The 26,101-nt window shown below is 70.6% G+C and carries 16 protein-coding genes and 7 pseudogenes; 19 read left to right on the top strand and 4 right to left on the bottom strand.

Annotated features, from left to right (window positions below; translation table 11 throughout):
* The first annotated feature begins 35 nt into the window (after positions 1-35).
* From dusB to ACQ86J_RS00235, 10 genes and pseudogenes are all read left to right on the top strand, one after another.
* A pseudogene (gene dusB / locus ACQ86J_RS00190) lies at positions 36-1,140 on the top strand (tRNA dihydrouridine synthase DusB).
* Positions 1,137-2,328: pseudogene (locus tag ACQ86J_RS00195) on the top strand (two-component system sensor histidine kinase NtrB). Before dusB ends, ACQ86J_RS00195 begins: the two co-directional pseudogenes overlap by 4 nt.
* Positions 2,318-3,763 (top strand): nitrogen regulation protein NR(I), encoded by a 1,446-nt coding sequence (ntrC, locus tag ACQ86J_RS00200; protein ID WP_431272690.1) that lies wholly within the window; start codon positions 2,318-2,320, stop codon positions 3,761-3,763. The pseudogene ACQ86J_RS00195 and the gene ntrC overlap by 11 nt, the downstream one beginning before the upstream one ends.
* Positions 3,763-6,192 (top strand): ATP-binding protein, encoded by a 2,430-nt coding sequence (locus ACQ86J_RS00205; RefSeq protein WP_431269545.1) that lies wholly within the window; start codon positions 3,763-3,765, stop codon positions 6,190-6,192. The genes ntrC and ACQ86J_RS00205 overlap by 1 nt, the downstream gene beginning before the upstream one ends.
* A pseudogene (locus ACQ86J_RS00210) lies at positions 6,182-7,608 on the top strand (sigma-54-dependent transcriptional regulator). The gene ACQ86J_RS00205 and the pseudogene ACQ86J_RS00210 overlap by 11 nt, the downstream one beginning before the upstream one ends.
* Before the next feature lie 72 nt (positions 7,609-7,680).
* On the top strand, positions 7,681-8,553 hold the full coding sequence (locus tag ACQ86J_RS00215) for a D-amino-acid transaminase (protein ID WP_431269546.1): 873 nt from the start codon (positions 7,681-7,683) through the stop codon (positions 8,551-8,553).
* Positions 8,543-9,193: an HAD family hydrolase gene (locus ACQ86J_RS00220; protein ID WP_431269547.1), complete on the top strand. Its 651-nt coding sequence runs from the start codon at positions 8,543-8,545 to the stop codon at positions 9,191-9,193. Before ACQ86J_RS00215 ends, ACQ86J_RS00220 begins: the two co-directional genes overlap by 11 nt.
* Positions 9,194-9,466: 273 nt before the next feature.
* A complete protein-coding gene (hfq, locus tag ACQ86J_RS00225; protein ID WP_431269548.1) occupies positions 9,467-9,781 on the top strand; it encodes an RNA chaperone Hfq in 315 nt (104 codons plus the stop codon).
* 7 nt (positions 9,782-9,788) lie between these two features.
* Positions 9,789-11,142: pseudogene (gene hflX, locus ACQ86J_RS00230) on the top strand (GTPase HflX).
* Positions 11,139-11,962 (top strand): annotated as a pseudogene (locus ACQ86J_RS00235) (inositol monophosphatase family protein). The pseudogenes hflX and ACQ86J_RS00235 overlap by 4 nt, the downstream one beginning before the upstream one ends.
* An 80-nt stretch (positions 11,963-12,042) precedes the next feature.
* On the opposite strand, the gene ACQ86J_RS00240 reads toward ACQ86J_RS00235, so the two are convergent.
* The gene (locus ACQ86J_RS00240; RefSeq protein ID WP_431269549.1) at positions 12,043-13,341 is read right to left on the bottom strand and encodes an N-acyl-D-amino-acid deacylase family protein; all 1,299 of its coding nucleotides are present in this window, start codon (positions 13,339-13,341) and stop codon (positions 12,043-12,045) included.
* Positions 13,342-14,024: 683 nt separating this feature from the next.
* Here ACQ86J_RS00240 and ACQ86J_RS00245 point away from each other — a divergent pair.
* The 9 genes from ACQ86J_RS00245 to ACQ86J_RS00285 all read left to right on the top strand — a co-directional run bounded on the left by ACQ86J_RS00245 (position 14,025) and on the right by ACQ86J_RS00285 (position 22,862).
* Complete coding sequence (locus ACQ86J_RS00245) at positions 14,025-14,963, top strand: acetamidase/formamidase family protein (protein WP_431269550.1); 939 nt, start codon at positions 14,025-14,027, stop codon at positions 14,961-14,963.
* 22 nt (positions 14,964-14,985) lie between these two features.
* A complete protein-coding gene (locus ACQ86J_RS00250; RefSeq protein WP_431269551.1) occupies positions 14,986-15,747 on the top strand; it encodes an SDR family NAD(P)-dependent oxidoreductase in 762 nt (253 codons plus the stop codon).
* An 11-nt stretch (positions 15,748-15,758) separates the two neighbouring features.
* Entirely contained in the window at positions 15,759-16,988 is a 1,230-nt protein-coding gene (locus tag ACQ86J_RS00255; protein ID WP_431269552.1) for an urea ABC transporter substrate-binding protein, read from the top strand.
* 7 nt (positions 16,989-16,995) lie between these two features.
* Positions 16,996-17,862 (top strand): branched-chain amino acid ABC transporter permease, encoded by an 867-nt coding sequence (locus ACQ86J_RS00260; protein WP_431269553.1) that lies wholly within the window; start codon positions 16,996-16,998, stop codon positions 17,860-17,862.
* Complete coding sequence (locus ACQ86J_RS00265; RefSeq protein WP_431269554.1) at positions 17,862-18,848, top strand: branched-chain amino acid ABC transporter permease; 987 nt, start codon at positions 17,862-17,864, stop codon at positions 18,846-18,848. The genes ACQ86J_RS00260 and ACQ86J_RS00265 overlap by 1 nt, the downstream gene beginning before the upstream one ends.
* A complete protein-coding gene (locus ACQ86J_RS00270; protein ID WP_431269555.1) occupies positions 18,845-19,582 on the top strand; it encodes an ABC transporter ATP-binding protein in 738 nt (245 codons plus the stop codon). The genes ACQ86J_RS00265 and ACQ86J_RS00270 overlap by 4 nt, the downstream gene beginning before the upstream one ends.
* Positions 19,579-20,280, top strand: a complete 702-nt coding sequence (locus ACQ86J_RS00275; protein ID WP_431269556.1) for an ABC transporter ATP-binding protein — start codon at positions 19,579-19,581, stop codon at positions 20,278-20,280. The genes ACQ86J_RS00270 and ACQ86J_RS00275 overlap by 4 nt, the downstream gene beginning before the upstream one ends.
* An 18-nt stretch (positions 20,281-20,298) precedes the next feature.
* On the top strand, positions 20,299-21,834 hold the full coding sequence (locus tag ACQ86J_RS00280) for an amidase (protein WP_431269557.1): 1,536 nt from the start codon (positions 20,299-20,301) through the stop codon (positions 21,832-21,834).
* A gap of 77 nt (positions 21,835-21,911) precedes the next feature.
* Positions 21,912-22,862 carry a pirin family protein gene (locus ACQ86J_RS00285; RefSeq protein WP_431269558.1) on the top strand — a complete coding sequence of 317 codons (951 nt, stop codon included), beginning with the start codon at positions 21,912-21,914 and terminating at the stop codon, positions 22,860-22,862.
* A gap of 230 nt (positions 22,863-23,092) precedes the next feature.
* Here the strand turns inward: ACQ86J_RS00285 and mazG are convergent.
* From mazG to ACQ86J_RS00300, 3 genes and pseudogenes are all read right to left on the bottom strand, one after another.
* A pseudogene (mazG, locus tag ACQ86J_RS00290) lies at positions 23,093-23,918 on the bottom strand (nucleoside triphosphate pyrophosphohydrolase).
* A 609-nt stretch (positions 23,919-24,527) separates the two neighbouring features.
* Positions 24,528-25,316, bottom strand: a pseudogene (locus ACQ86J_RS00295) (MBL fold metallo-hydrolase).
* A gap of 6 nt (positions 25,317-25,322) precedes the next feature.
* Positions 25,323-26,099, bottom strand: coding sequence for a TatD family hydrolase (locus ACQ86J_RS00300; protein WP_431269559.1), 777 nt, complete (start codon positions 26,097-26,099; stop codon positions 25,323-25,325).
* Positions 26,100-26,101: the final 2 nt, after the last annotated feature.

A 26,101-nucleotide genomic window follows, 5' to 3' on the forward strand; every position in this document is an offset into this window, starting at 1 on the left:
CCGGATGGCATCACATGGCATACCCTGCCCAAATCATGAGCATCAACTTGGCTTCCGATGACGTCCGGCCCGTCGCCGTGCCCGGTTTGCGGTCGCTTGCGGTCGGGGCCGTGCGGATCGACGTGCCGGTCTACCTCGCGCCGATGTCGGGTGTCACGGACCTGCCCTTCCGCCGGCTCGCCCGCGCCCAGGGCACCGGGATGGTGGTCTCGGAGATGATCGCCTCCCAGGCCATGGTGCGGGAGAACCGCCAGACCCTGAAGATGGCCGAGGTGGACGGCCTTCGGCGCGCCCTCCGCGGTGCAGCTCGCCGGCTGCGAGCCGGCGGTGATGGCGGAGGCGGCAAAGCTGGCGGCCGACCGGGGCGCGGCGATCGTCGACATCAATTTCGGCTGCCCCGTGAAGAAGGTGGCGGTCGGCCAATCCGCCGGCAGCGCGCTGATGCGGGACGAGGTCCGCGCCGCGGCGATCCTCGAGGCGGTGGTCAAGGCCGTGGACGTGCCGGTCACGCTGAAGATGCGGATGGGCTGGGACCACCAGTCGCTGAACGCGCCGAAGCTCGCCCGCATCGCCGAGGCCTGCGGCATCCGCCTGGTCACCATCCACGGCCGCACCCGGCAGATGCTGTACACGGGCACCGCCGACTGGGCCTTCGTGCGGCAGGTGAAGGACGCGGTGGCCATCCCCGTGCTGGTCAACGGCGACATCCTGACCCCCGAGCATGCCGCCGAGGCGCTGCGGCAATCCGGCGCCGACGGCGTGATGATCGGCCGCGGCTGCTATGGCCGCCCCTGGTTCCCCCGCCAGGTCGCCGACTACCTCGCCACCGGCCTGCCGCCGGCCGAGCCGGCGCTGGCCGAGCAGCTCGCGGTGCTGCTGGCGCATTACCGCGACATGCTGTCGCACCACGGCACCGTCACCGGCGTGCGGCTCGCGCGCAAGCACATCGCCTGGTACTCGAAGGGCCTGCCCGGCTCGGCCGAGTTCCGCTCCGGCATCAACCAGGTCGACACGCCGGAGGCAGTGGAGGCGCGGATCCACGCCTTCTACGGCCCGCTGCTCGACAAGGGCCTGGAAGCCGCCCGCGCCGCCTTCCACGCCCGCGGCCATGCGGATGCGGCCGAGCGCATCGCGGCATGAGCGGCGCGCTCGCCACCCGCCCGCGTCCCGCCCCGCCGCGCAGCGTCCCGCTGCCCGACGCCGCCGCGATGCTCTCGGCCCTGCCGATGCCGGCGGTGGTGCTGGATGCGGAGAACCGCTTCCGCTACGCCAACCCGGCGGCCGAGCTGTTCTTCCAGCTCTCCTTCCCGACGCTGGCCACCATGCGGCTCTCGGACCTGCTGCCGGAGGACAGCCGGCTGTTTGCCCTGCTGGCCCAGGTCCGTCAGCACGAGGCGCCGGTCTCCGACCACGACATGCTGTTCGAGAGCCCCCGCCTGCACCGGCGCGGCGTCGCCGCGCATGGCGGGCCGCTGCCGGAGATGCCGGGCGGCGTGGTGCTGACGCTGCACGACGGCTCGACCGCGCAGATGATGAACCGCCAGCTGAACTTCCTCGGCGCCGCGCGCGGTGCCTCGGCCATGGCGGAGATGCTGGCGCACGAGGTCAAGAACCCGCTGTCCGGCATCCGCGGCGCGGCGCAGCTGCTGGAGCAGTCGAGCGCCGACGATGGCGACCGCGAGCTCTGCCAGCTGATCCAGGACGAGGCCGACCGCATCCGCCACCTGGTCGACCGGATGGACATGTTCTCCGACCGGCCGGTCGAGCTCGGCCCGGTGAACATCCACCAGGTGCTGGACCACGTGAAGCGCGTCTCGGCAGACCGGCTTCGCCGCGCATCTGCGGATCGTCGAGGATTACGATCCATCCTTGCCGCAGGTCTGGGGCAACCGCGACCAGCTGGTGCAGGTGCTGCTGAACCTGGTGAAGAATGCCGCCGAGGCCATCGACCCGGTGGGCGGCGAGATCCTGCTCTCGACCGCCTATCACCACGGCGTCCGCATCGCGGTGCCGGGCAGCAAGGAACGCGTCCACCTGCCGCTGCAGGTCAGCGTGCGCGACAACGGGCCGGGCATCCCGGAGCCGGTGCGGGCGACGCTGTTCGAGCCCTTCGTCACCACCAAGCGGGGCGGGCAGGGGCTCGGCCTCGCCCTTGTCGCCAAGCTGGTCGCCGACCAGGGTGGCCTGATCGAATGCGACAGCCGCCCCGGCCGCACCGTCTTCCGCCTCTCCTCGCCATGCCGCCGAGCGGCGCGAGGCGCGGTGAGGCGGGGCGCGCCGCCGAGAAGGGTCAGGCCGTCCGTGCCAAGGGTCGATGATGTCCGATAGCCGCACCATCCTGATCGCCGACGACGACCGGGCCATCCGCACCGTGCTCAGCCAGGCGCTCGGGCGCTCCGGCTACCAGGTGCGCGCAACCTCCTCCGCCTCGACGCTGTGGCGCTGGGTCGAGGATGGCGAGGGCGACCTCGTCATCACCGACGTGGTGATGCCGGACGAGAACGGGCTCGACCTGGTGCCGCGCATCAAGCGGGTGCGGCCGGAGCTGCGCGTGGTCGTCATGTCGGCGCAGTCCACCTTCATGACCGCGCTCAAGGCCGCCCAGCGCGGCGCCTTCGAGTACCTCCCCAAGCCCTTCGACCTGAAGGAGCTGCTCGCGGTGGTCGAGCGGGCGCTGGCCGCGCCGCAGGCCCCGGCGCCGGAGGAGGCGGAGGAGGATCCCGCCGAGCGGCTGCCGCTGGTCGGCCGCAGCCCGGCGATGCAGGAGATCTACCGCACCGTCGCCCGGCTCACGACCACCGACCTGACGGTGATGATCACCGGCGAGTCGGGCACCGGCAAGGAGCTGGTGGCGCGCGCGCTGCACGACTACGGCCGCAGGCGGGGCGGGCCCTTCGTCGCCATCAACATGGCGGCGATCCCGCGCGAGCTGATCGAGAGCGAGCTCTTCGGGCATGAGCGCGGCGCCTTCACCGGCGCGCTCAACCGCGGCATCGGCCGGTTCGAGCAGGCCGCCGGCGGCACGCTCTTCCTCGACGAGATCGGCGACATGCCGCCCGAGGCGCAGACCCGCCTGCTGCGCGTGCTGCAGGAGGGCGAGTTCACCACCGTCGGCGGCCGCAACCCGATCAAGGCCAATGTCCGCATCGTCGCCGCGACCCACCGCGACCTGCGCCAGTCGATCCGCCAGGGCATGTTCCGCGAGGACCTGTTCTACCGCCTGAACGTGGTGCCGATCCGCCTGCCGCCGCTGCGCGAGCGGCTGGAGGACATCCCGCTGCTGGCGCGGCACTTCCTCGACCGGGCGAAGAATTCCGGCCTGCCGGGCAAGCAGCTGAGCCTCGAGGGGGTGGAGCGGCTCAAGCAGCATTCCTGGCCGGGCAATGCGCGCGAGCTGGAGAACCTGATGCGCCGCCTCGCGGCGCTCTATCCGCAGGAGACGATCGACGCCGATGCGGTCGGTGCCGAGCTGTCGGAGGCCGAGCCGCCCGCCGAGTCGGGCGCCGCGCGCGGGCCGGAGACGCTGGAGCAGGCGGTCGAGCGGCACCTGAAGGCCTTCGTCGCCGCCCACAAGGACGGGCTGCCGGTGCGCGACCTGTATGACCGGGTGCTGGCCGAGGTCGAGCGGCCGCTGCTGCGGCTGGTGCTGGGGGCGACCCGCGGCAACCAGATCAAGGCGGCCGCCATGCTCGGCCTCAACCGCAACACGCTGCGCAAGAAGATCCGCGAGCTCGACCTGCCCGTGGTGCGCGGGCTCGGCTGATGCGCATCCCGCGCCCTGGCGGGAGAGCGGCGGGCGGGGCCGGGCGGCCCGCGGAGGAGCCGGACGCCCGAGGCCTGCCGCGCAGCCTGCTGCGGCGGGTCGCCGACCTGCTGCTCGGGCGGGGGATGACGCTCGGCCTCGCGGTCGGCGCGCTGCTGCTCGGCATCGCCACCTTCACCGTGCTCTCGAACGGCAGCCCCTTCGGCCCGACCCGGCCGGGGGTGGAGCTCGGGCTGATGCTGGTCAGCGTGCTGGTGCTCTGCCTGCTCGGCGCCTCGCTCGCCGGGCGGCTGGTGCGGGTCTGGGCGGAGCGGCGGCGCGGCTCGGCCGGCTCGCGGCTGCATGTACGGCTGGTGCTGCTGTTCGGCGTGGTCGCCGTGGTGCCCTCGATCCTCGTCGCCGGGTTCGCCGCGGCCTTCTTCAACCTTGGCATCCAGGCCTGGTTCGGCGACCGGGTGCGGACCGCGCTCGAGGCCAGCCGCCAGGTCGCCCAGGCCTATCTGGAGGAGCACCGCAACAACATCCGCGGCGATGCGCTGGCCATGGCCAATGACCTCAACCGCGCCGGCGGGCTGCTGCTGGCCGACCAGGGGCGCAGCTTCGCCCAAGTGCTGGCGACCCACACCCTGCTGCGTGGCCTGACCGAGGCTGTGGTCTTCGACCCGACCCTCCGCCGCCCCATGGCGCAATACGGGCCGACCGCGAATTTCGAGCTGGACCCGCCGCCCGACTGGGCGATGGACATCGCCAAGCAGGGCGAGGTCGCGGTGCTGCCGGACGAGCAGGCCGGGCGGGTGCGCGCGGTGGTCGCGCTCGACAGCCGGCCGATGCTGATGCTGGTGATCGGCCGGCCGGTGGACCCGGAGGTGGTGAACAACCAGCAGCGGGCCGAGCGCGAGGTGGCGCAGTACGAGCAGCTCGACCGCAACCGCTACGGCTTGCAGCTCACCTTCATCATGATATTCGCCATCGCCACCCTGCTGGTGCTGCTGGCGGCGGTGCTGATCGGGCTGGTGCTGGCCAACCAGCTGGCCCGGCCGATCGGGAGGCTGATCGTCGCCGCCGAGCGGGTGCGGGCGGGCGACCTCTCCACCCGGGTCGAGGAATCCGCGGCCGACGAGGAACTGTCCAGCCTGACCCGGGCCTTCAACCGAATGACCAACCAGCTGGCGGCGCAGCGATCGGAGCTGATGCAGGCCTACCGGCAGATCGACGACCGCCGCCGCTTCACCGAGGCGGTGCTGGCCGGGGTCTCGGCCGGGGTGGTCGGGCTGGAGCCCGATGGCCGCATCAACCTGCCGAACCGTCGCGCGAGCGAGCTGCTCGGCCTCGACCTCGATGCCGGGATCGGCCTGCCGCTCGGCGCCGTGGTGCCGGAATTCGGCCCCCTGCTGGAGCGGGTGGCGGAGGAGGATGCGCATACGCCGGACCGTGCCATCACTGCCGAGATCCGGATCGGCCCGCCGTCCAACCGCCGCACCCTGCTGGCCCAGGTGGGGGCGGAGCTGCAGGCCTCTGCCGAGGGCGACCGCGCCCCGCGCATCGCCGGCTACGTCCTGACCTTCGACGACATCACCGAGCTGCTGTCCGCCCAGCGCAAGGCCGCCTGGGCCGATGTGGCGCGGCGCATCGCGCACGAGATCAAGAATCCGCTGACCCCGATCCAGCTTTCCGCGGAACGGCTGAAGCGGCGCTACCTGAAGCAGATCTCGAACGACCCCGAGACCTTCATCGCCTGCACCGACACGATCGTCCGCCAGGTCGGCGACATCGGCCGGATGGTCGACGAATTCTCCGCCTTCGCGCGGATGCCGCAGCCGGTGATCAAGCCCGAGGACCTGTCCCAGGTGCTGCGGGAGGCGCTGGTGCTGCAGCGCGACGCGCATCCGGAGATCGCGTACCGGATCGAGCTGCCCGAGGCGGCGCCGGTGGTGTCCTGCGACCGCCGGCTGCTCGGCCAGGCACTGACCAACCTGCTGCAGAATGCCGCCGATGCGGTGGCGATGCGCGCGCAGGGTGAGGCCATAGGGGAAACACGGGCGGCGCCCGACTCCGCGCCGCGCGCCCCTGGCGAGGTGGTCGGACACATCACCGTGCGCATCGAGCCCGGCGAGGACATGGTGGCGATAGCGGTGGAGGATGACGGGATCGGCCTGCCGCAGGGCGATGAGCGCGACCGGCTGGCCGAACCTTACGTCACCCACAAGGCCAAGGGGACCGGGCTTGGCCTTGCCATCGTGAAGAAGATCATGGAGGACCATGGCGGCAGGCTGGGGCTGGAGGACAGGCCCCGCGATCCGGGGGCGGGCGGTGCGAGCGCCGGCGCCCGGGCCGTGCTGACCCTGCCCTGGCGGCCGGCGCAGGATCGGCCGCTGGCAGGCGAGAATGACCGTCCGGATGGGAGCATGAGGCGCGCGCATGGCGCATGAGATCCTGATCGTCGACGACGAGCCGGACATCCGCGCCCTCATCGAGGGCATCCTGACGGATGAGGGCTACGAGACGCGCCAGGCCCACAACAGCGATACGGCGCTTGCTGCCTTCAAGCAGCGGCGCCGTCCATGGTGGTCCTGGATATCTGGCTGCAGAATTCCCGGCTCGACGGCCTCGGGATCCTGGCCGCCCTGCATCGCGAGGAACCGCAGGTTCCGGTGGTGATGATCTCCGGCCACGGGACGATCGAGACCGCGGTGCGGGCGATCCAGCAGGGCGCCTACGACTTCATCGAGAAGCCGTTCAACTCGGACCGGCTGCTGCTGGTGGTCGCCAGGGCGCTGGAGGCGGCGCGGCTGCGGCGGGAGAATTCCGAGCTGCGGCTGCGGGCCGGGCCGGAGGCCGAGCTGGTCGGCGTCTCCCAGGGCATCGCCCAGCTGCGGACGGCGATCGAGCGGGTGGCGCCGACGGGCTCGCGCGTGCTGATCACCGGGCCGGCCGGGTCGGGCAAGGAGGTCGCGGCGCGCATGATCCATGCGCGGTCCCGCCGCAACGACGGGCCCTTCGTCGCGCTGAACTGCGCCACCCTGAACCCCGCCCGGTTCGAGGAGGAACTGTTCGGGCTGGAGGCCGGGAACGACGCGACCGCGCAGCCGCGCCGCGCCGGGGTGCTGGAACGCGCCCATGGCGGCACGCTGCTGCTCGACGAGGTCGCGGACATGCCGCTCGAGACCCAGGGCAAGATCGTGCGGGCGCTGCAGGAGCAGGGCTTCGAGCGGGTCGGCGGCGCGACGCGGGTGAAGGTCGATGTCCGGGTCATCGCCACCACCAACCGCGACCTCCAGGCGGAGATCGCCGCAGGGCGGTTCCGCGAGGACCTTTACTACCGCCTGGCGGTGGTGCCGCTGAAGATCCCCTCCCTGCGCGAGCGGCGGGAGGACGTGCCGGCGCTGGCACGGCACTTCATGGGCCGCTCCGGCGAGCTGTCCGGCATGGCGGCGCGGGAGCTGGCGGAGGACACGCTGGCGGCGCTGCAGGCCTATGACTGGCCGGGCAATGTGCGCCAGCTGCGCAACCTGATCGACTGGCTGCTGATCATGGCGCCGGGCGAGGCGCGCGACCCGATCCGGGCGGAGATGCTGCCGCCCGAGGTCGGGTCGGCGGCGCCGGCGATGCTGAAGCTGGACCGGTCGTCGGAGATCATGACCCTGCCGCTGCGCGAGGCGCGGGAGCTGTTCGAGAAGCAGTACCTGGAGGCGCAGCTGCTGCGCTTCGGCGGCAACATCAGCCGGACCGCGAACTTCGTCGGGATGGAACGCAGCGCCCTGCACCGGAAGCTGAAATTCCTCGGCGTCCAGGCCGAGGACCGGGCAGCGCCGCAGCCGGCAGCGGCCAACGGGCCGTCGATCTAGGACTCGGGCGGGACGCTTCCCTTCGGCGGCGAAGTTGGGTTACGTCGCCGCCATTCCGCAGCCGGGGCCCCCATGTCGCGCATCGCCTATGTCAACGGCCGCTACCTCGACCAGCGCGAGGCGGCGGTGAATATCGAGGATCGCGGCTACCAGTTCGGCGACGGGATCTACGAGGTCGTCCACCTGCATGCCGGCCGCTTCGTCGACGAGGACCGTCACCTCGACCGGCTGGAGCGGAGCCTGCGGGAGATCCGGCTGCCGATGCCGATGACCCGCGCCGCCCTGCGGCATGTCCTGGCCGAGGTCGGCCGGCGCAACCGGGTGACGGAGGGGCTGCTCTACATGCAGGTGACGCGCGGCGTGGCGCGGCGCGACCATGCCTTCCCGACGAAGCCGGTGGCGCCGGCGCTGGTGGTGACGGTGAAGCGGATCGCCGCCTACCCGACCGATGTGGAACGCTGGGCGGCGTCCTGCATCACCCTGCCGGACCTGCGCTGGGCGCGGCGCGACATCAAGTCGGTCAACCTGCTGCCCAATTGCCTGGCTCGCCAGGCGGCGCGGGAGCAGGGGGCGATCGAGGCCATCCTCTATGACGAAGCCACCGGCATGGTCACCGAGGGCGCGGCGACCAGCTTCTGGATCGTCGACGAGCACGGCACCATCCGCACCCGCCATCTCGACCAGGCCATCCTGCCCGGCTGTACCCGTGGCGCGCTGCTGGCGGAACTGACGGCGGCGGGCATCGGCTGGGAGGAGGGGGATTTCTCGCTCGAGGAGATGCGGCGGGCGCGCGAGGCCTTCCTGACCTCGGCCACCTCCTTCGTGAAGCCGATCACCCGGATCGACGGCCAGCCGGTCGGTGACGGCCAGGTCGGCCCGGTGGTGCGGCGGCTGTTCGAGATCTTCGCGCGCCACGTGAAGGGCGGGCTGCAGAATGCAGCCTAGGGCCATCCTCTGGGACTGGGACAACACGCTGGTCGATGGCTGGGCCGCCATCGCCGCCGGGCTGAACGCCGCCTTCCGCGCGCATGGCCTGGCGGAATGGACGCTGGAGGAGGTGCGCGGCCGGGTGCGCCGCTCGCTGCGGGAGACCTTCCCGGAGATGTTCGGCGCCGCCTGGGAGCAGGCCCGCGACACCTTCTATGCCGAGGTGCGCGCCCGGCATCTGGCCGTGCTGACGCCGATGCCGGGTGCGGCCGCGGCGCTCGCCGCGGTGGCCGCCTCTGGCCTGCCGCAGGGGGTCATCAGCAACAAGCAGGGCCCGCTGCTGCGGGCGGAGGCGGCGCATCTCGGCTGGGCCGGGCATTTCGGCTGCCTGGTCGGCGCCGGCGATGCGGCGGCCGACAAGCCCGACCCGGCGCCCTTCCGCATGGCGCTCTCGGCGCTGGGCCTGCCGGCGGGGCCGGAGGTCTGGTACATCGGCGACACCGCGCTCGACATGCAGGCGGCGCGGGCGGCGGGTTGCTCCGCGGTGCTGCTGGGCGACGCGGCGCATGATGGCGGAGTGGCCCGGGCCGCGCCGGACCGTTCCTTCGCGGATGGGGATGCGCTGGCAGCCTGGCTGCGGGCCGGCCGACCAGGATAGCCGGTCTGGCAGCGTCTCGGCGGCTCGCGTGCCCGGCCGGGGATGGTTTCCCGCCGCAGCCCGTCTCAGTCCTGGGCCGGCGGGGCGGATGTGGCAGGTCGGCCAGCACTGGCTGGCCGCAATGCTGCATCGCAGCAAAAAACTGCATTCGGAAGCCAACCATCCCTTGCAACCGGCGTCCCGGTAGCAGATGTTCCTTGCACCTGATCTATGGGTGCAATCCGCCCCGGGCCGTCACCGAAGGTGGCTGCCAAGAACAAGAAGGACCGCGCCGTGGCCGCCGAGAAGTCCCAGAACGTACAGGACGTGTTCCTGAACCACGTTCGCAAGAGCAAAACCCCGGTGACGATCTTCCTCGTCAACGGCGTCAAGCTGCAGGGCATCATCACCTGGTTCGACAACTTTTCTGTCCTGCTGCGCCGGGACGGGCATACGCAGCTCGTCTACAAGCATGCGATCAGCACCGTCATGCCAGGCGCCCCGATCCAGCTCTTCGACGCCACCGCGGCGCGCGAGGGCGCCACGGTGACGCGCGAGGGCAATACCCTGACCATGAGCCGTGAGGTCCAACCTGCCGGGGGTGAATGAGGGCAGCTTGCCCGCGCCGGCGAATGACCGCGGCGACGGGACGGACGAGGGCCCGACCAGGGCCGCGGTGATCCTGCCCTATGAGCGGACGCTGCGCGCCGTGCCTGCCGCCGGATCCCCGGCGGAGGGCATGCAGCGCGCCGCCGAGGCCCGCCTGGCGGAGGCCGTCGGTCTCGCCGCCAGCATCGGCGTGACCATCGTCCACCAGGCGGTGCTGCCGCTGCGCGAGCGGCGGCCGAGCACGCTGCTCGGCTCCGGCCAGCTGGCGACGGTGAAGGAGGCGATCATCGACCAGCGCGTCGGGCTGGTCGTGGTCGATGCCGCCCTGTCGCCGGTGCAGCAGCGCAATCTCGAGCGCGAGTGGAAGTGCAAGGTCATCGACCGTACCGGCCTCATCCTCGAGATCTTCGGCGAGCGGGCGCGCACCAAGGAAGGCGCGCTGCAGGTCGAGCTGGCCCATCTGGACTATCAGCGCACCCGCCTGGTGCGGTCCTGGACCCACCTTGAGCGGCAGCGCGGCGGCTTCGGCTTCCTCGGCGGCCCCGGCGAGTCGCAGATCGAGCTGGACCGGCGGCTGATTACTGACCGCATGGTCAAGCTGAAGAAGGAGCTCGACCAGGTCCGCCGCACCCGCGGCTTGCACCGCCGCGACCGGGAGCGCGTGCCCTATCCGGTGATCGCGTTGGTCGGCTATACCAATGCCGGCAAGTCCACGCTGTTCAACGCGCTGACCGGCGCCGGCGTCTATGCGCAGGACCAGCTCTTCGCCACGCTCGACCCAACCATGCGCGGCATCCGCCTGCCCTCCGGGCGGCGGGCGATCCTGTCGGACACCGTCGGCTTCATCTCCGACCTGCCGACGCCAATTGGTCGAGGCCTTTCGCGCGACGCTCGAGGAGGTGGCCGCCGCCGACGTCATCCTGCATGTCCGCGACGTCGCGCATCCCGATACCGGAGCGCAGCGCAACGATGTGCTCGGCGTGCTGCGCGAACTCGCCAGCGGGCCGCACCCCGCCCTGGATGAGGGCTGGGAGAACCGGGTCGTCGAAGTGCTGAACAAGGCCGACCTGCTCGGCGGCATCGGCGCGGTGCCGGGGGCGAATGGCGGCGATGGCCGCGTCGTCGCCGTCTCGGCACTGACCGGGGAGGGGCTGGACGACCTGAGGGCGGTGCTGGATGCGCGGCTCGCGGCCGGGCTGGAGGTGGTGGACTACGCCATCCCGGCGGCGGACGGCGCGCGGCTCGCCTGGCTCTACCGCCACGGCGAGGTGGTGGCGCGTGCCGATGCCGAGGGCGACGTGCGGGTGACGGTGCGGCTGAGCCCGGCCGATCGCGCCCGCTTCGAGCAGCCGCAGGCATGATTGGCGCACGGGCGGCAGCCGATGTCGCGGCGCTGCTGCGCGCCGCGTCACGGGCGGAAATCCTGCCGCGCTTCCGCCGTTTGGCGGCGGGCGCGATCCGCGCGAAGGCGGGCCCGCTGGATCTGGTGACGGATGCCGACGAGGCGGCCGAGCGGGCCATCACCGCCGGCCTGCGGGCACGCTTCCCCGGCTGCGTCGTGGTGGGGGAGGAGGCGGTGGCCGCCGCCCCCGCGCTGCTGGCCGCGCTGGACGGCGCCGACCTCGCCTTCGTGGTCGACCCGGTGGATGGCACCGCCAATTCCGCTGCCGGCCTGCCGCTGTTCGGCTGCATGGCGGCGGCGGTGGTCCGGGGAGATCGTCGCCGCCTGGATCCACGACCCGCTCGGCGACGACACCGCGGTGGCGCTGCGTGGGGAGGGGGCCTGGATCGAGGCGCCGGACGGGCATCGGCACGACCTCCGCGTCGCGGCGCCGCTGCCGGTGGCGGAGATGGTGGCGGCGGTCAGCTGGGGCTACATGCCGGAGCCGCTCCGAAGCCGCGTCACGGCGCGGCTGCCGCGGCTGCGCGCTACGGTCGGCTTCCGCTGCGCCGCGCATGAATACCGCATGGTGGCCGGCGGCCATGCGCATGCGCTGGTCTACAACCGGCTGTATCCCTGGGACCATGCGCCAGGCTGGCTGCTGCACCGGGAGGCCGGCGGCTATTCCGCCCGATCTCGACGGCAGCGCATACGGGCCGCTGGCGACCGGCGGCGGGCTGCTGGTGGCGCCGGATCACGGGAGCTGGGAGGCGCTGCACGCGGCGCTGATCGCGGAGTAAGGTTGGGGGAGAAGCAATTCTCCCCAGGCTCCCTCGTCCATATCCGTGGGTCGCCACCTTCCGCGCGGCGACGCTGGGCGTCATCGCCCGGCGCGGACCAGCTTGCCGGGCAGCCTGCCGGTGTGCACGCCGCTCTCGAAGACCGGCACGCCCGAGACGAAGGTTGCCTTGTAGCCCTCCACCCGCTGCATCAGCCGCCGGCCGCCGGCCGGCAGGTCGTACCACACCTCCGGCTTGTGCAGCCGCAGGCCCTCGTAGTCGATGAGGTTGAGGTCGGCCTTCTTGCCCACCGCGAGCCTTCCGCGGTCGTGGAAGCCGAAGAAGTCCGCGGTCTCCGAGGTCTGCCGCTTCACCACGAATTCCAGCGGCAGCCGCGCGCCGCGATGCCGGTCGCGCGCCCAGTGGGTGAGCATCCAGGTCGGGACACCCGCGTCGAGGATCGAGGAACAGTGCGCGCCGCCATCGCCGAGGCCCAGCACCGTGGCCTCATCCGTCAGCATGGTGTGGATGACGTCGTGGTTGTCGATGTTGTAGCCGGTGACGGGGAAGAAGATGAGGTTGGCGGGATCGGCCGCCATGTAGTCGTAGGCGACCTCGTCCGGGCTGCGGCCCTCGCGCTCGGCGATCGCGGCGATGCTCTCGCTCGCCGGCGGCTCGTAGTCAGGCGGGTCGCCCAGCTTGAACATGCGGTGCCAGCGACGGACGATGTGCTGGCGGAACTGGGACAGGCGGCCGAGCAATGCCTCGGACGGCTTGTCGGCCAGGATCTCGGCCCGCACCGCCGGGTCGCGCAGCCGCGCCAGGCGCTCCTCGACCGGCAGCTTCAGCAGCGCCTGGTAGCTGGGGCGGATGGTGAAAGGATTCAGCGCGGTGTCGACGCCGAGCAGCACGCCGACGGGCCGGCCGGCGACCTGCGCCGTCACCATGGCGCCCTGGGCGCGCGCGGCCTTCACCCCGTCGATCAGCCGGCGCCAGCGCTCGTCATCGGTGGGGCGGTCGGTCAGCAGGAACCAGACCGGGCGGCCGGTCTCCTTGCCCAGCTGGGTCATCCAGCCGAGCTCCGACTCCTCGATGTCGAAGTCGCTGTTCATGCCGAAGGCGCCGTAGCCGACATCGCCGAGCGCGCGGCCGATGCCGAGCAGCTCATCGATCCCGGAGTAGCGGCTCGGTACCATGCCGCCGGTCAAGGTCTTGTGGCTGTTGGTGCGGGAGGTGGTGAAGCCGAAGGCGCCGGCGCGCAGGCCCTCCGCCGTCAGCCGTCGCATCGTGGCGATGTCCTCGGCCGTCGCCGGCTCGAGGTCGATGGCGCGCTGGCCCATGACATAGACCCGCAGCGGGTGGTGCGGAATCTGTGTGGCGACGTCGATGGTGCGTGCCATGCCATCGAGCGCGTCGAGGTATTCGGGGAAGCTTTCCCCGATCCCATTTCAGTCCTTCGGCGAGCGCGATGCCGGGGATTTCCTCCACCGCCTCCATCAGGCCGATCAGCTCGTCATGGTGCGTCCGCCGCACCGGGGCGAAGCCGACGCCGCAGTTGCCGAAGAGGATGGTGGTGACGCCGTGCCAGGATGACGGCGCGAGCATCGGGTCCCAGGTGGCCTGGCCGTCATAATGGGTATGGGCATCGACCCAGCCCGGGGTGACCAGCAACCCATCGGCGCGGAGCTCGCGCCGGCCCGGCCCGGCCTTGCCGCCGACCTGGGCGATGCGGTCGCCGTCGATCGCAACGTCGCCGGTGAAGCGGGGACTGCCGGTGCCGTCGACGATTGTGCCGCCGCGGATGACGGTGTCATGCATCGCGTTCTTCCTTCTTCTTGGACGATCCTTCAGGGGTCGATTGAAGTCCCCGTGTCGCATCGCGGTCAAGCATCGCTGGCCGCGTTCCCCTGCACGGCTGGCGCGATGCACCCATCATCCGCGCGGGAGATACGCGGCACCGGCGAGCACGGCCTTCAGGAGGCGGGCTTGCGGCGTGGCCGCGCGCGCTCCTCCACCGGGCTGAGCATGTCGCGCGGCGTTACGCCGCGGATCGAGTGCACTATCCGGAGCGGAGGAGACGCCCTTGCCCACCGAACACACCATCGCCGCGACGCCCGATATGCTGGTCTGGGGCGGGCTTTCCGCGAAGACGCCGCCCGCGCTGACCATCGAGTCCGGCGACACCGTCAGCATCGAGGCAGTGCCCGCCGGCGGTGCGCCGGCCTTCCCGCCGGACGCCGCTGCGGTGCCCGCGACGTATCGCGCGGCGGTGGAGCGCGTGCCGCAGGGACCCGGCGCGCATTTCGTCAACCGCCCGGTCTTCGTCCGCGGCGCCGAGCGCGGCGACACGCTGCAGGTGGAGATCCTGGCGGCCGAGCCGAACATGGATTGGGGCTTCGTCTCGATCATGCCGCTGCTCGGCACGCTGCCCGACGAGTTCACCGAGTACGAGACGATCCATCCTAAGATCGACCGGACGCGCAAGACCTGCCTGCTGCCCTGGGGGACGGAGCTGCCGCTCGATCCCTTCTTCGGCGTCATCGGCACCGCGCCGCCGCCGGAATGGGGGGTCTGCAGCACCAACGTGCCGCGCGCCTTCGGCGGCAACATGGACAACAAGGAGCTGAAGCCGGGCACCACCCTCTACCTGCCGGTCTTCAACGAGGGCGCCTTGTTCTACGCCGGCGATGGGCATGGCGTGCAGGGCGACGGGGAGGTCTGCATCACCGCGCTGGAAACCGGGCTGACCGGGCGCTTCCGGCTGACGGTGCGGAAGGACATCCAGATGAAGATGCCCTTCGCCGAGACGGCGACGCACCTGATCTCCATCGGACTCGACGAGGACCTGGACGACGCCGCGAAGCAGGCGGTGCGGGAGATGGTGCGCGAGATCTGCATGCGCACGAACCTGTCGCGCAACCAGGCCTACATGCTTTGCTCCTTGATTGGGGATCTTCGCGTCACCCAGACGGTCGATGGCAACAAGGGTGTGCACATGATGCTCGCCAAGACATACCTTTGACGCTGGCTGGGGGGCAGGAGCGATGGATCTCGGGCTGCGCGGCAAGCGCGCGCTGGTGACCGGCGGTACCAAGGGCATCGGCCGCGCGATCGTCGAGCTGCTGGCAGCGGAGGGCTGCGGCATCGGGCTCTGCGCGCGCAACGCGGCGGAGACGGAGGCGACGGCCGCTGCCTTGCGCGCCAAGGGCGTGACGGCGACCGGCGCGGCGCTGGACGTGGCGGACGGGCCGGCGCTGCGGCGATGGGTTGCCGACAGCGCAGCGGTACTGGGCGGCATCGACATCGTCGTCGGCAATGTCAGCGCGCTGTCGGTCGGCGGCGACGAAGCCTCCTGGAAGGCAGGCTTCGCCACCGACGTAATGGGCAGCGTCGTGCTGGTGGATGCGGCGATGCCCTTTCTCGAGGCATCGGGCGCGGGATCGATCGTGCTGATCTCCAGCGTCTCCGGCCGGGAGATCGACTTCGCCGCCGGGCCCTACGGCGCCTTCAAGGCGGCGCTGGTGCACTACGCGCAGGGCCTGGCCTACCAGTTGGCGCCGAAGGGCATCCGCGCCAATGCCGTCTCCCCGGGCAATACCTATTTCGAAGGCGGCATCTGGCCGCGCATCGAGCGCAACATGCCCGCGCTCTTCGCGGAGGCGATGAAGCTCAACCCGATGGGGCGGATGGGGCGGCCGGAGGAGGTGGCGAATGCCGTCGCCTTCCTTGCCAGTCCCGCCGCCAGCTTCATCACCGGCACCAACCTCGTGGTCGATGGCGCCCTGACGCGCGGCGTCCAGCTCTAGGGAGAAGCACGATGCATCGCAGGACATTCCTGGGCGCCGCCGCCGGCGGCCTCGCCGCGCCGCTGGTCATGCAGCACGCGGCACTCGGCGCCGACCCGATCAAGATCGTCGGCATCCATGATGCCTCGGGCGGCCTCGACATCTACGGCAAGCCGATGATCGCCTGCCTCGATTTCGCGGTGGAGGAGATCAACGCGGCGGGCGGGCTGCTGGGCCGGCCGCTCGCGGTCACCAACTACGACCCGCAATCGAACATCCAGCTCTACACCCAGTTCGCCACCCAGGCTGCGACCAAGGACAAGGCGGCGGTGGTGCATGCCGGGATCACCTCGGCCAGCCGGGAGGCCATCCGGCCCGTGCTGAAGCGCTACAACACCTTGTACTTCTACAACACGCAGTACGAGGGCGGCGTCTGCGACCGCAACGCCTTCTGCACCGGCTCGACCCCGGCGCAGAATGTCAGCCGCCTTGTGCCGCATGTGATGAAGAAGTGGGGGAAGAAGGTCTACATCCTGGCGGCCGACTACAACTACGGCCAGATCACCAGCAAATGGGTGACCAAGTTCACCCGGGAGAATGGCGGCGAGGTCGTCGGACTCGATTTCTTCCCGCTCGACGTCACCAATTTCGGCCCGGCCATCCAGAAGATCCAGGCGGCCAAGCCGGACATCGTCATGTCCGTGCTGGTCGGAGGCGCGCACATTTCCTTCTACCGTCAATGGGCGGCGGCGGGGATGAAGTCGCGCATCCCGATGGCCTCCACCACCCTGGGCGGCGGCAACGAAAGCCTGGTGCTCTCGCCCGAGGAAGGCGACGGCATCATCTGCGCCTTCAGCTACTTCCAGGAAGTCGATACTCCGGCGAACAAGGCCTTCCTTGAAAAGTTCAAGGCCAGGCTCGGCGCCAACACGCCCTATCTCGGCGGCAAGCTGGCGATGCGCAGCTATGTCGGCGTGAACCTCTGGGCGGAGGGCGTGCGGCGCGCCAAGTCGATCGACCGGATGAAGGTGATCGAGGCGCTCGAGTCGGGCGTCAGCTTCGCAGGCCCCCCGGGCCTGACCACGCTCGACCCGAAGACCCATCACACCACCGTCGACGTCTTCATCGCCGAGGTGAAGAACAAGGGCTTCCAGGTGCTGGAGACCTTCCCGCAATCGCCGCCCTCCGACACCCAGTCGGTCTGCGACCTGCAGAAGGAGCCAAATGCCAACAAGCAGGTGGTGGTCGACATCAGGACCTGAGCGCCCGATGGACGCCCTCCTCGCCACCGGCATCCAGGCGCTCACCGGGATCGCCTCGCTGTTGCTGGTCAGCCTCGGCCTGGCCATCGTCTTCGGCATGATGCGGGTCATCAACCTGGCGCATGGCGAGTTCCTGATGCTCGGTGCCTACAGCGCGATCCTCGCCGTGCAGGCCGGGGCCAATCTCTGGGTGGCGATGCTGGTGGTCGCGCCGCTCTGCGTCGGGCTGCTGGGTGCTGTGGTGGAACGCCTGGTGATCCGCCGCCTCTATGGCCGCATGGTGGACACCATGCTGGCCACCTGGGGGCTGTCCCTGGCGCTGATCGGCGCGGTGACCATGGTCTTCGGCAATAGCGTGGCCGGCTTCTCGGCGCCTCTGGGCAGTGTGCAGATCGGCGCCTATTCAACCTCGGGCTACGGGCTGTTCCTGATCGGCGCGACCGCCGTGCTGCTGCTGGCGGTCTGGGCGGTGCTGCGCTTCACCCCGGTCGGGCTGATCGCGCGGGGCACCATGCAGAATGCCGGCATGGCCGCGGCGCTCGGCGTGCCGACCGAGCGCGTCTATGCGCTGAGCTTCGCCGCCGGCGCCGCCGTCTCCGGCCTTGCCGGGGCGCTGATGGCGCCCTTCTCCGGCGTCGTGCCGACCATGGGCACGGCCTACATCGCCAAATGCTTCATCACGGTGATTACCGGGGGCGCGGCGATGCTGGCCGGCACCGCCACCGCCTCCGGCCTGCTCGGCAGCGTCAACACCATCGGCACCTTCGCCTTCACCCCGGTGCTGGGGGAGGTGCTGATGCTCGGCGTCGCCATCGTGCTGCTGCGGCTGCTGCCGCAGGGCATCACCGGCCGCTTCTTCCGGCGGGCCCTGTGATGGACAGGCGCCGCGCTGCCTTCCAGTCGGGCTTCGCCGTCTTCGCCGCCGCGGTCGCCGCCTGGTGGCTGCCGCAGGTGCTCGAGCTTTTCTCGATCATCAATGCCACCGTCTACACCGCGATGGCGGTGCTCGCGCTCAGCCTCGGACTGGTCTGGGGCTTCGGCGGCATCCTCTGCTTCGGCCAGGCGGCCTTCTTCGGCCTCGGCGGCTATGCCTATGCGGTCGGCGCGCTGAATGTCAGCGACACGACCTGGGCGATCCCGGTGGCGCTGCTGGTGCCGACGCTGGCGGCAGCGGCGCTCGGCTACGTCATGTTCTATGGCCGGATCAGCGATGTCTACATGGGCGTCATCACCCTGACGGTGACGTTGATCCTGTTCAACTTCATCAACTCCACCGCCGGGGAGGAATGGCGCATCGGCGCCGCGCCGCTCGGCGGCTTCAACGGCATCCCGGCGACCCCGCCGCTGAACCTCCCCGGCGATCCCGGCACGCCGCTGACGCCGGAGCAGATCTTCGTCCTCGCCATTGCCTGCCTCGCCGGCTGCTACGTGCTCTGCAAGCTGATCCTGCGCAGCCATTTCGGCCGGGTGGTGGTGGCGATCCGGGAGAACAAGCTGCGTGCCTCGCTGCTCGGCTACGATGTCCGCCTCTACAAGCTCGGCATCTTCACCATCGGCGGGGCGATGGCGGGGCTGGCGGGAATGCTCTTCGCCAACTGCGTCTTCGTCTCGCCCACCATGTTCAGCCTGGCCTATTCCGGCCAGATCATCATCTGGGTCATGGTCGGCGGCGTCGGCACGTTGTTCGGGCCGGTGGTCGGCGCCATGCTGCTGCAGGCGCTGACCGCCTGGGCCGGCACGCTGCCCGACATCAACCCCAACCTCATCCTCGGCCTGGTGCTGCTGGTTGCCGTGCTGGCCATCCCGCGCGGGCTGCAGCCGACCCTGGCCGGGCTCCTCCGGCGGCGGGAGACGCCATGACCGCGCTGCTGGCGACCGAGAACCTGACCATGCGCTTCGGCGGCGTGGTTGCCGTGGACGGCGTGACCCTTGCCATCCGGGAACGCGAGCTGCGCTGCCTGATCGGCCCGAACGGCGCGGGCAAGTCCACCTTCTTCCGCTGCCTCACCGGCCAGTACCGGCCGACCTCCGGCCGGGTGCTGTGGCGCGGCCGGGACATAGCGGGCCTGGAGCCGCATGCGATCGCCCGGCTCGGCATCGGCATCAAGACCCAGGTGCCCTCGCTTTTCGACGGGCTGACGGCGCTGGAAGGCGTCGCTCTCGGCGTCCGCCGCCGGCATGGCGAGCGCGAGGCCAGGCGCCGGGCGCTCGCCGCGCTTGACCGGCTCGGCATCGCCGATCTGGCCGGGGCGACCGTCGGGCTGCTGGCGCATGGCCAGCGCCAGCTGGTCGAGCTCGCCACCGTGGTGGCTCCGGAGCCCGACCTCATCATCCTCGACGAGCCCACCGCCGGCATGAGCGCCGAGGAGACCGCCGGCACCGCGGCGCTGATCCGGGAGATGAGCCGCGACCACGCCATCGTCGTGGTCGAGCACGACATGCAGTTCATCCGGGCGATCGCCGAGACCGTCACCGTCTTCCACCAGGGAAAGGTCCTGGTCGAGGACAGCGCCGCGGCGGTGCTGTCCGACCCGCGGGTGCACGACGTCTATCTCGGCCGGCCGCCCGAAGCGCGGCAGGCGGTGCCGGCATGATGGACATCTCCGGCCTGGTCGCCGGCTATGGCCGTATCGGCGTGCTGCACGGCGCGGAGCTGAGCGTGGGCGAGGGGAGCTGCGTCGGCATCCTCGGGCACAACGGCATGGGCAAGACCACGCTGCTGCGCACCATCATGGGGCTGCTGCCGGCAAAGGCGGGCCGGATCACCCTGGACGGCGCCGAGATCCAGCGGCTGCCGACCCATGCCCGGGCGAGGCTGGGCCTCGGCTACGTCCCGCAGGGACGGCTGATCTTCCCGGCGCTCTCGGTGCTGGACAACCTCCGCTTCGCCATCCTGGCCAAGGGCGGGCGAGAGGCGACGATCTTCGAGGAGATCCTCGACGAGTTCCCCGAGCTCAAGCGGCTGCTGGAACGGCCGGGCGGCGCGCTCTCGGGCGGGGAGCAGCAATTGCTCTCGCTCGCCCGCGCGCTCTGCGGCCGGCCGCGGCTGCTGCTGCTGGACGAGCCGACCGAGGGCATCCAGCCCTCGATCGTCGAGGCGATGGTGGAGCGCATCCATGGCCTCCGCCGCCGCGGCCTGTCCGTCCTGCTGGTCGAGCAGAACCTGGACTTCATCCAGGCCCTCTCGGACCGCATCCTGCTGATCCAGCGCGGCCGGATCACGCGGGAGATGCCCCCGGCCGCGCTGGCCGACCCTGCCTTGGTGCAGGAGTTCGTCGGCACCCACGCCTGACCATCGGAGAGGACGACCATGCCCCTGGGAACCCTGAGGCTGCCGACCACGGATGAGCTGCGCAAGGTCGCCGGCGAGCTCGGCATGACCATGTCCGACGACGAGCTGGCGCAGCATCGCGCCTGCCTGGAGGGCGGCATCGCCGCCTACAACATCGTCGACCAGATGACCGACGAGCTGCCCGAGGTGAAGTGGCCGCGCACCCCGGGCCGCCGCCCTTCCGGCCCCGAGAACCCCTATAACGCCTGGTACGTGAAGAGCACGATCGAGGGCGCCCCGACCGGCAAGCTGAAGGGCAAGACGGTCGCGGTGAAGGACAATATCTGCGTCGCCGGCGTGCCGATGATGAACGGCGCCTCGACGCTGGAGGGCTATGTGCCGGACGTGGATGCGACGGTGGTGACCCGCATCCTCGATGCCGGCGGCACCATCGTCGGCAAGACGGTCTGCGAGTATTTCTGCTTCTCCGGCGGCAGCCATACCAGCGCGCCGGCGCCGGTCCACAACCCGCACCGCATGGGCTATTCGGCCGGCGGCTCGTCCTCCGGCAGCGGCGCTGTCGTGGCGGCGGGCGAGGTGCCGATGGCGCTCGGCGGCGACCAGGGCGGATCGATCCGCATGCCGTCCTCCTTCTGCGGCATCTATGGGATGAAGCCGACGCATGGGCTGGTGCCCTATTCCGGCATCATGCCGATCGAGCTGACCCTCGACCATACCGGGCCGATGACCGCGACCGTCGAGGACAACGCGCTGCTGCTGGAGGTGCTGGCCGGCCCCGACGGGCTCGACCCGCGGCAGTACAGCACCGCGCCGGTGCCGGCCTATCGCGACCAGATGGGCGGCGGCATCAAGGGGATGCGGATCGCCCTGGTGAAGGAGGGCTTCGGCCACCCGCAATCCCAGGAGGCGAACGACGCCCTGGTGCGGGAGGCCGCGGACCGGCTGCGCGGCCTCGGCGCCGTGGTCGAGGAGGTCTCGATCCCCATGCATGCGCTGGGTGCGGCGATCTGGCTGCCGGTGGCGGCCGAGGGCGCGACCGTGCAGATGATGCATGGCAACGGCTTCGGCTTCAATTGGCAGGGGCTCTACGTGAATTCCCTGCTCGATGCCCATAGTTCCTGGCGCGGCCGGGCGGACGAGCTGTCCGAGACGCTCAAGAGCACCATGCTGCTCGGCCATTACATGGTCACCCGGCACCGCGGGCACTACTACGCCAAGGCGCAGAACCTCGTGCGCCGGCTGCGGAAGGCCTATGACGACGTGCTGGCGCAATACGACCTGCTGGCCATGCCGACCTTGCCGATGGCGGCGACGAAGCTGCCGGCACCGGGCGCCTCGACCACCGAGATCATCCAGCGCGCCTTCGAGGTGCTGCCCAACACGGCGCCTTTCGACTGCACCCATCACCCCAGCATGAGCATTCCCTGCGGCCTGGCGGACGGGTTGCCGGTGGGGCTGATGCTGACCGGGAAGATGTACGACGAGGGCACGATCTACCGCGCCGCCGCAGCCTTCGAGAGCGGCGTGGACTGGGCGTCGCTGACCGCGAGCTGAACGGGCAGGGGCCCCGGCGCTCGCGCTGCGCCGGGGCCGCCCCCATATGCCGCGCTTCCAGGAAAGGAAGCGAGAGCATGAGCTGGCAACCCGCCGCCGACCCCGCCGCCGCCCGTCCCCCGAAGGATGTCGAGCTCGTCATCATCCCCCGCGCGCATGACGTGGGTGGGTTCGAGGTGCGCCGCGCCCTGCCGGCGCAGGAGCGCATGCTGGTCGGCCCCTTCATCTTCTTCGACCAGATGGGGCCGGGCGAGTTCCTGGCGGGGAAGGGGCTGGATGTCCGGCCGCACCCGCATATCGGGCTGTCCACCGTCACCTACCTGTTCCAGGGCTCGATCCAGCACCGCGACAGCCTGGGCTCGGATCAGCCGATCCTGCCGGGCGACGTGAACTGGATGACGGCGGGCCGCGGCATCACTCATTCCGAGCGGAGCAGCGCCGAGGACCGGCTGACCACCCGCACCATGTCCGGCATCCAGTCCTGGGTGGCGCTGCCGAAATCCGCCGAGGAGACCGCGCCGGCCTTCCACCACCATCCCGCCTCGACCCTGCCGCTGGCGGAGGAGGAGGGGCTCAGGCTGCGGCTGATCGCCGGGGAGGGGTGGGGCATGCGGGCGCCGGTCGCGACCGCTTCGCCGCTCTTCTATGCCGACGCGGTGCTGGCCCCGGGCGCCCGGGTGCCGTTGCCCGACCGGCATGAGGAGCGGGCCGCCTATGTGCTGCAGGGCGAGGTCTCGGTCGGCGGGGATACATTCCAGCCCGGCCGGATGCTGGTCTTCCGCGCCGGGGACGGGTTGGCCCTGACTGCGGGTCCGCAGGGAGCGCGGCTGCTTCTGCTCGGCGGCGCCGCGATGGACGGTCCGCGCTACGTCTTCTGGAGTTTCGTCAGTTCCTCGCGCGAGCGGATCGAGCAGGCCAAGGCGGATTGGCAGGCCCAGCGCTTCGCCAAGGTGCCCAGCGACGACAAGGAGTTCATCCCGCTGCCCGAGACGGTGCGGATGCGAGCGGGGAGCCCGAGCCAGGGCTGAGGGCAGCGGACGGGGACGGCCGAAAAGCCGTCCCCGTCCGGACGACGCGATAAATCGATGTTCATGATTTGTACGCAAATGTTCTGTATCACGAGCCTGCCCGGTCAGCACCAGCGGCGAGCAAGCAAAGAATTTGCGAATATTTGTTAATTATTTACATTGTATGTGAGCGCGCGTCCGCCGAGACCGTCCTGCCTCGGGCGAATGTAAACCGCTTTACATCGGCCTCGTCAGTCGGGCGGGAGGCCCTTTTCCGCCCGCTTCACCGCCTGCCACTCCGCTTCCATCACATCCAGCCCGACATCGTCGGGCGCCAGGCCCCGCGCCGCGAGGCGCTCCTCCACCCCGGTGAAGCGCCGCTCGAACTTGGCATTGGCGCCGCGCAGGCATTCCTCCGGGTCGAGGTCAAGCTTGCGGGCCAGGTTGGCTAGGACGAAGAGCAAGTCGCCGACCTCGTCCGCCAGCCGGGCCGGGTCGGCCCCGGCAAGTTCGGCGCGCAATTCGGTCGCTTCCTCCTCGAGTTTGTCGAGCACGGCGGCGGGTTCCGGCCAGTCGAAGCCGACCCGGGCGGCGCGCCGGGTCAGCTTGTTGGCCCGCATGAGAGCGGGCAGGGCCTCCGGGATCCCGGCCAGCGTTCCGGCTTCCGCCCTCGCGGCCCGCTCGGCAGCCTTCTGCGCCTCCCAGGCCGCAGTCTGGGTGGCGGCATCACGGGCCGTTGCATTTCCGAAGACATGCGGATGGCGAGAGACCATTTTCCTGTGAATAGTTTCCGCGACATCGCCAAAGGAAAAACTTCCTTCCTCTTCCGCGATCCGCGCGTGATGAGACCACCTGGAACAGCAGGTCGCCCAGTTCGTCCAGCAGCGCGGCGCGGTCAGCGCGGCGGATCGCGTCGGCGACCTCATAGGCCTCCTCGATCGTGTAAGGGGCTATGGTCTCGAAACTCTGCACCTGGTCCCAGGGGCAACCGTCGACCGGGGCGCGCAGCCGGGCCATGGTGTCCAGCAGCCGCAACAGGGCAGGGCCGGGTGACGGCGACTCGGGCTGGTCGGGCATGGTTACTCTCCAAGGTTCGCGTCGCCACAGCAGAGCCGGGCCCCCGGCGCAAGCGCGGTGGCCTCAGGGCCGCTTCCGGCAAGCTCCTGGTATGGGCACGCGACCGACTGGGTTTCTGGATCATCCGTGACCTTTGGATAAAGTCGAACAGGGGTGTTGCGTTCTCGACCATGGAGGAAGCCGGCCATGCCGTCAGCCAGACCGGTCCGTCTCAGCGTCCTGGGCGCGCTGACGGCCACCACCCCTGGCGGCAGTCCGGCCGCGGCTGAGACGGTCTTTCATGCCCGGATGTCGACATTGTGCCGCTTGGGGCGGCGCGGGCCGGGCGGACGGCGGCAGCGCACTGTCATTGACGCGAGGGGGATATGCCGGGTGAAACCACAGCGTTTTCCACAGGCCTAGAAGCCGCATAAGATATATTATGGAAAATAAAGAGCTGGGGACAAGATGTGGGAAAGCTTGTCCGCGCCTGTGGATGGCGCCGGGCTCCGTCCGGACTGATCGGTAGCTCGCGGTCCCTGCGGGCCCCCGGCCCGGTCGCCACTCTGGCGCAGCGCGCCGGGCAGCGGAACTCAGGTCTTGCTGCCCGATGTTTCAGGCCGCCCGGCCTTAGCCGTCCGATACCTCCAGCACCATGCCGTCGAAGCCCGGCTCGATCCCCGGCGGCAGGTCGCGCAGCAGGCTGCGGTAATCCATAGCCGGGCCCATATGGGTCAGCACCGTCCGTCGCGGCCGCAACTGCTCCACCCAGTCCAGCACACGGTCCAGGTTGGCGTGGACATGATGCGGCCGGTGCTGGAAGCAGCCGACCACCCAGGTGTCGAGCCCCTGCAGCGTCGCTAGGCTCTCCTCCGGCAGGTTCACCACATCCGTCGAATAGGCGAAACCGCCGACCCGGAGCCCCAGCGTGTCCATCACGCCGTGGTCCTGGCGGAAGACATCGACCGTCAGTCCCGCAGTCTCGAAACGTTCCCCGAAAGCGATCCGTTTCGGTTCGAGCGCGGGACGGAAGAAGAACTCGGTCGGGCCGATGAAGGCATAGTCGAACCGGTCGTCCAGCTTCTGCAGCGTGGTCCGGGTGCCCCAGGCGTCGATCGCCCGGCCCAGCGTCCGGTTGACCTGACGGATGTCGTCGATGCCGAGGATGTGGTCGGCATGGGCATGGGTGAAGAGCACGGAGTCGAAGGTGGCGATCCGGCAGGCCAGCAGCTTGCTGCCGCAGGTCCGGCCCGGCATCGACCAGCAGCCGGCCGCCGGGGCCCTCGATCAGCGCCGCGGTGCGGGTGCGGCGATTGCGCGGCTCGGCCGGGTCGCAATCCCCCACTCCCCGCCCCCGTCCCGGCCGCCCAGGAGCGGCACGCCGCCCGAGCCGCCGCAGCCGAGAAGGGTGACGCGCAGCAAGGCTCAGGCGGCCTTCGGGAACAGGCGGAAGAAATTCGCCGTGGTCAGCGCCTCGGCCTCGGCGATGCCGAGGCCCCGGGTCTCCGCCAGGACCTTGGCGGTATGTGCGACATAGCCCGGCTCGCAGCGCTTGCCGCGCAGCGGGACCGGCGCGAGATAGGGGCTGTCGGTCTCGACCAGGATCCGGTCGGCCGGCGCCTCGGCGGCGATCGCCCGGATCTCGGGCGATTTCGGGAAGGTCAGGATGCCGGAGAAGGACAGGTAGCCACCCATAGCCAGCGCGCCCCGGGCCAGCCCGGCACCCGAGGAGAAGCAGTGCAGCAGGAAGGGGAAAGCGCCGCCCGCCGCCGTTTCCTCCCGCAGGATGGCAAGGATGTCGTCATCCGCCTGGCGGGCATGGATGCAGACCGGCAGGCCGGTCTCCCGCGCCGCCCGGATATGCCGGCGAAAGCCCTCCTGCTGCGCCTCGCGCGGGGCCTTGTCGTAGAAGTAGTCGAGCCCGCATTCGCCGATGCCGATGACCCGCGGGTGGTCGGCCAGCGCCACGATCTCGGCGGTGGTCGGCATGCCCTCCGGCTCCCCGGCATTGTGCGGGTGGACGCCGACGGTGCCCCAGACATCGGGGAAACGCTCGGTGAGCGCCTTGACCTTCTCCGCCTGGCCGACCCGGGTGCCGATGGTGACCATGCGGCCGACACCGGCCTCCCGGGCGCGGGCGACGATGGCCTCGATCTCGGCCTCGGTGAAGTAGTCGAGGTGGCAGTGGCTATCGACCAGCATCG

It is taken from the genome of Dankookia sp. P2 (genome assembly GCF_050632255.1).
Lineage (GTDB): Bacteria > Pseudomonadota > Alphaproteobacteria > Acetobacterales > Acetobacteraceae > Paracraurococcus.

Coding starts and splice junctions, on each gene's coding strand:
- ntrC (WP_431272690.1), top strand. CDS start 2,318: ATGTCCGATAGCCGCACCATCCTGATCGCCGACGACGACCGGGCCATC.
- ACQ86J_RS00205 (WP_431269545.1), top strand. CDS start 3,763: ATGCGCATCCCGCGCCCTGGCGGGAGAGCGGCGGGCGGGGCCGGGCGG.
- ACQ86J_RS00215 (WP_431269546.1), top strand. CDS start 7,681: ATGTCGCGCATCGCCTATGTCAACGGCCGCTACCTCGACCAGCGCGAG.
- ACQ86J_RS00220 (WP_431269547.1), top strand. CDS start 8,543: ATGCAGCCTAGGGCCATCCTCTGGGACTGGGACAACACGCTGGTCGAT.
- ACQ86J_RS00240 (WP_431269549.1), bottom strand. CDS start 13,341: ATGGCACGCACCATCGACGTCGCCACACAGATTCCGCACCACCCGCTG.
- ACQ86J_RS00250 (WP_431269551.1), top strand. CDS start 14,986: ATGGATCTCGGGCTGCGCGGCAAGCGCGCGCTGGTGACCGGCGGTACC.
- ACQ86J_RS00255 (WP_431269552.1), top strand. CDS start 15,759: ATGCATCGCAGGACATTCCTGGGCGCCGCCGCCGGCGGCCTCGCCGCG.
- ACQ86J_RS00260 (WP_431269553.1), top strand. CDS start 16,996: ATGGACGCCCTCCTCGCCACCGGCATCCAGGCGCTCACCGGGATCGCC.
- ACQ86J_RS00265 (WP_431269554.1), top strand. CDS start 17,862: ATGGACAGGCGCCGCGCTGCCTTCCAGTCGGGCTTCGCCGTCTTCGCC.
- ACQ86J_RS00270 (WP_431269555.1), top strand. CDS start 18,845: ATGACCGCGCTGCTGGCGACCGAGAACCTGACCATGCGCTTCGGCGGC.
- ACQ86J_RS00275 (WP_431269556.1), top strand. CDS start 19,579: ATGATGGACATCTCCGGCCTGGTCGCCGGCTATGGCCGTATCGGCGTG.
- ACQ86J_RS00280 (WP_431269557.1), top strand. CDS start 20,299: ATGCCCCTGGGAACCCTGAGGCTGCCGACCACGGATGAGCTGCGCAAG.
- ACQ86J_RS00285 (WP_431269558.1), top strand. CDS start 21,912: ATGAGCTGGCAACCCGCCGCCGACCCCGCCGCCGCCCGTCCCCCGAAG.
- ACQ86J_RS00300 (WP_431269559.1), bottom strand. CDS start 26,099: ATGCTGGTCGATAGCCACTGCCACCTCGACTACTTCACCGAGGCCGAG.